The organism is Mesorhizobium sp. M7A.F.Ca.CA.002.15.2.1 (assembly GCF_003998715.1).
Taxonomy (GTDB): domain Bacteria; phylum Pseudomonadota; class Alphaproteobacteria; order Rhizobiales; family Rhizobiaceae; genus Mesorhizobium; species Mesorhizobium ciceri.
The window spans coordinates 1-4,124 of record NZ_RZPI01000517.1; the positions used below are offsets into that span (position 1 = coordinate 1).

The 4,124-nt window shown below is 63.7% G+C and carries 5 protein-coding genes and 1 pseudogene; 2 read left to right on the forward strand and 4 right to left on the reverse strand.

Annotation, left to right across the window (positions count from 1 at the left end):
• Both ENZ74_RS35320 and coaA read left to right on the forward strand, forming a co-directional pair.
• Positions 1 to 130: pseudogene (locus tag ENZ74_RS35320) on the forward strand (phosphoribosyl-ATP pyrophosphatase); the annotation flags it as partial.
• 24 nt (positions 131 to 154) lie between these two features.
• Positions 155 to 1,114, forward strand: coding sequence for a type I pantothenate kinase (gene coaA / locus ENZ74_RS23995; protein ID WP_013528342.1), 960 nt, complete (start codon positions 155 to 157; stop codon positions 1,112 to 1,114).
• Here the strand turns inward: coaA and ENZ74_RS24000 are convergent.
• From ENZ74_RS24000 to ENZ74_RS24015, 4 genes are all read right to left on the reverse strand, one after another.
• Positions 1,101 to 1,730, reverse strand: coding sequence for an alpha-ketoglutarate-dependent dioxygenase AlkB (locus ENZ74_RS24000; RefSeq protein WP_013528341.1), 630 nt, complete (start codon positions 1,728 to 1,730; stop codon positions 1,101 to 1,103). The genes coaA and ENZ74_RS24000 overlap by 14 nt on opposite strands.
• A gap of 102 nt (positions 1,731 to 1,832) precedes the next feature.
• Positions 1,833 to 2,306: a peptidoglycan-binding protein LysM gene (gene lysM / locus ENZ74_RS24005; RefSeq protein ID WP_013528340.1), complete on the reverse strand. Its 474-nt coding sequence runs from the start codon at positions 2,304 to 2,306 to the stop codon at positions 1,833 to 1,835.
• Positions 2,307 to 2,396: 90 nt separating this feature from the next.
• Entirely contained in the window at positions 2,397 to 2,834 is a 438-nt protein-coding gene (arfB, locus tag ENZ74_RS24010; protein WP_063170436.1) for an alternative ribosome rescue aminoacyl-tRNA hydrolase ArfB, read from the reverse strand.
• An 83-nt stretch (positions 2,835 to 2,917) separates the two neighbouring features.
• On the reverse strand, positions 2,918 to 4,124 hold a 1,207-nt coding region (locus ENZ74_RS24015; RefSeq protein WP_127313033.1), incomplete at its 5' end, for a phosphoenolpyruvate carboxykinase.

A 4,124-nucleotide genomic window follows, 5' to 3' on the forward strand; every position in this document is an offset into this window, starting at 1 on the left:
CGATCTTATATATCATTGGCTCGTCGTTCTCGGCCTCTCGGGGGTTTTGCTGAGCGACGTGCTCAAGGAGCTCGAAGGCCGCACCCGGCGTTCGGGCATCGCCGAGAAGGCGTCACGGCCCAAGGGCTGACCGCGAGGAAGGGCAGGTATCTCGATGGATCAGCTCGCGCCGACCGAGAAGTATTCCCCGTTTCGCTTCTTCTCCGCCGAGCAATGGTCGCAATTCCGCGCCGACACGCCGCTGACGCTGAGTGCGGACGAATTCCGCCGCCTGCGGTCGCTCAACGATCCGGTCGATCTCGAAGAGGTCACGCGCATCTATCTGTCGCTGTCGCGGCTGTTGTCGGCTCATGTCGAAGCGAGCCAGCTGCTGTTTCGGCAACGCCAGGCCTTCTTCAACGCGGTCGACGTGGTCAAGACGCCCTTCATCATCGGCATCGCCGGTTCCGTCGCGGTCGGCAAATCGACCACCGCACGCGTGCTGAAGGAGCTTTTGGCGCGCTGGCCGTCGAGCCCCAAGGTCGATCTCATCACCACCGACGGCTTCCTGCTGCCCAACGAGGTCCTGCGCCGCGAGAACCTGATGGAGCGCAAGGGTTTTCCAGACAGTTACGATGTCGGCGCGCTGCTGCGCTTCCTGTCGGGCATCAAGTCGGCGCTGCCCGATGTCCGCGCGCCGGTCTATTCGCACCTCACCTATGACGTCATTCCCGGCGAGTTCGTCACCATCGACCGGCCCGACATATTGATCTTCGAAGGCATCAATGTCCTGCAGCCCGGCAAGCTGCCGCAGGACGGCAAGATCGTGCCTTTCCTGTCGGACTTCTTCGATTTCGCCATCTACATCGATGCCGACGAGAAGCTGATCCACAACTGGTACATTTCCCGCTTCATGCGGCTGCGTGAGACCGCCTTCCGCAATCCGGACTCCTTCTTTCACCGCTACTCGCAGCTGTCGGAGGGTTCGGCGCGCGCCATCGCCGAAGGCCTGTGGACCAACATCAATTTGAAGAATCTGCGCGAGAACATCCTGCCGACGCGGGCCCGCGCCGACTTGATCCTGCGCAAGGGCGCCGACCACCTGATCGAGGAAGTGGCGCTCAGGAAGCTGTGACGGCCGGCTTCGTCACCCGTCGCAATGTCAGATTGATCCGCCCACCGTTTTTCAGCAGCGCCGAGGTCGAGGGATAGATCCGATCGACGCCGTGAAAGCACAGCCGCCCCTCGCCGCCGAGCACCACGACATCACCGCTTTGCAGCCTGAACGACTTGGTGGCGCCATCACGCGTGGTCTGGCCAACCCGGAACAGGCAGTCGTCGCCGAGCGAGACGGAGACGACCGGCGCCGAAAAGTCGGCCTCGTCGCGGTCCTGATGCAGGCCCATCTTCGCATCCGCCGTGTAGAAATTGATCAGGCACGCTTCCGGCGGATGCGGATAGCCCGAGACCTCGCGCCACAGGTCGAGCAGCGCATCCGGAATTGGCGGCCAAGGCGCCCCGGTTAGCGGATGCGCCGGCTGGTAACGATAGCCGTGCTCCTTGTCGGTGACCCAGCCCAGCGGCCCGCAATTGGTCATGCGCACGCTCATCTCCTTGCCGGTGCGCGGCATGGCCGGCACGAACAGCGGCGCCTGCTGCACGATCCGTCTCACCTCGTCGACCAGTTCTTCCTGCACGGTGCGTGACAGGTAGGCCGGCATGTGGCGGACGCCTTTGGGCAGAACGAGCACGGATTCGATCGCCTCTTGGATGGTTCGGAACCGTAAAATGTCACGATCAAATGAAAACGGCGACCCGAAAGCCGCCGCTCTTGTCGAATTGGCAGTCGCCGATCAGGCGAGGTCGGGGATGCGCAGCACCTGGCCCGGATAGATCTTGTCGGGATGGGTCAGCATCGGCTTGTTGGCCTCGAATATGACCGTGTTCTTGACGCCTTGGCCCTTGCCGTAGCTTTTCTCGGCGATCTTCCAGAGATTGTCGCCCTTCTTCACGGTGTAAAAGGTGGGCTCCTTGGCCGGGGCGGCGGCCGTGCCAGGTGCTGGCGCGACCTGTAATTCGTCCGCCTGCACCTTGGAGACGCCGAGCGTGTTGCCGACGGCGATGACCGCCTTCTCGAAGATCGACTGGTCCTTGACCACACCCTTCAGCACCGCCGTATCGCCGTTGACGACGACCTCGACGCCATCGGTGCCGAGCTTGTGCGAATCGAGCTCCTTCTTGAGTGTGTCGGCCGTGGGTGCGGCTTCGTCGTCACCGCCGATGCCCAGTTTCTTGCCGACACTCTTGACGAAATCGAACATGCCCATCGTTGGTCTCCATTGCTGTGGTGGGTGATCGCAGCTTGCCATCTGCAACCCAGAATTGGAAGCCACCCGCGCGTTGCAGCTTCGCGGTGCTTAATCGTTCTCCACCCGGCCGCGCAGCTTCTTGATCGTGCCTCGCCCGGCCTTGCTCTTCAGCCGCCGTTCCACGGCACCCTTTGACGGCCGCGTCTTCTTGCGCGGTGGCGGCGGCGGTTCGGCGGCCTTGGCGACCAGTGCCGTCAGCCGTGCCCGCGCATCCGCCCGGTTCTGTTCCTGGGTGCGGAAGCGGCCCGCTTCGATGACAACGACGCCGTCCTTGGTGGCACGCTGGCCGGCAAGCTTGATCGTCCGCTCGCGCACGCGCTCCGACAGACCCGCTGCGTTGGCGGCGTCGAAGCGCAGTTGCACCGCCGTCGCCACCTTGTTGACGTTCTGGCCGCCGGGACCGGACGAGCGGATGAAATCCTCGTGCAGGTCGCCCGGATGGATCACCGCATCGCCTGATATGATGATGTTGTCGTCGCTCGCCATGCCGCAGTCATGGCGCGGCGGATCGAAAAAGAAAAGGCCCGATCGAACCGGGCCTTTCAACGAAGCTGAACCCCGTAGCGCGATTACTCCGCCGCTTCCTGCATGCGCGGCGCCGCACCCAGCACCACGGCATCGACATGGCTTTCGAATTTCTCGAAATTGACGGCGAACATGCCGACCAGCCTTGCCGCCTGCCGGTCATAGCCGGCCTTGTCGGCCCAGGTGGAGCGCGGGTCGAGAATGGCGCTGTCGACGCCTCGAACCGCCACCGGCACCTCGAAACCGAAATGAGGGTCGGTGCGGAACTCGGCCGTCTTGAGCGAGCCGTCGAGTGCGGCGGCAAGCAAGGCCCGCGTCGCCTTGATCGGCATGCGCTTGCCGGTGCCGTAGGCGCCGCCGGTCCAGCCGGTGTTGACCAGCCAGCAATCGGCGCCGTGGCGGGCAATCAGCTCGCGCAGCAGATTGCCGTATTCCGATGGATGGCGCGGCATGAACGGGGCGCCGAAACAGGTCGAAAACGTCGCTTCGGGCTCGGTCACGCCCTTTTCGGTTCCGGCCACCTTGGCGGTGTAGCCGGAGAGGAAATGATACATCGCCTGCGCCGGGGTCAGCCGCGCGATCGGCGGCATCACGCCGAACGCATCGGCGGTCAGCATGATGATGTTCTTCGGATGGTTGGCGCGGCCGGTCTTGCTGGCGTTGGGGATGAAATCCAGCGGGTAGGCGCAGCGTGTGTTTTCGGTCAGCCTTCCGTCGTTGAAATCCGGCACGCCATCAGCGTCGAGCACGACATTTTCCAGCACCGTGCCGAAGCGCTGCGTGGTGGCGAAGATTTCCGGCTCGGCTTCCGCCGACAGCTTGATCGTCTTGGCGTAGCAGCCGCCTTCGAAATTGAAGATGCCGTGGGGTCCCCAGCCATGCTCGTCGTCGCCGATCAGCGTGCGCGAGGGATCGGCCGAGAGTGTCGTCTTGCCGGTGCCCGACAGGCCGAAGAAGATGGCGGCGTCGCCGGCCATACCCTCGTTGGCCGAGCAATGCATCGGCATCACGCCTTTCGCCGGCAGCAGATAGTTGAGCATGGTGAACACCGACTTCTTCATCTCGCCGGCATAGGAGGTGCCGCCGATCAGCACGACCTTGCGCGTGAGATCCACGGCGATCACCGTTTCGGTGCGGCTGCCGTGGCGGGCGGGATCGGCGCGGAAGGACGGCAGGTCGATGATCGTCATGGCAGGCACGAAATGCTCGAGCTCGGCGGCATCGGGACGAATGAGCAGATTGCGGATGAAC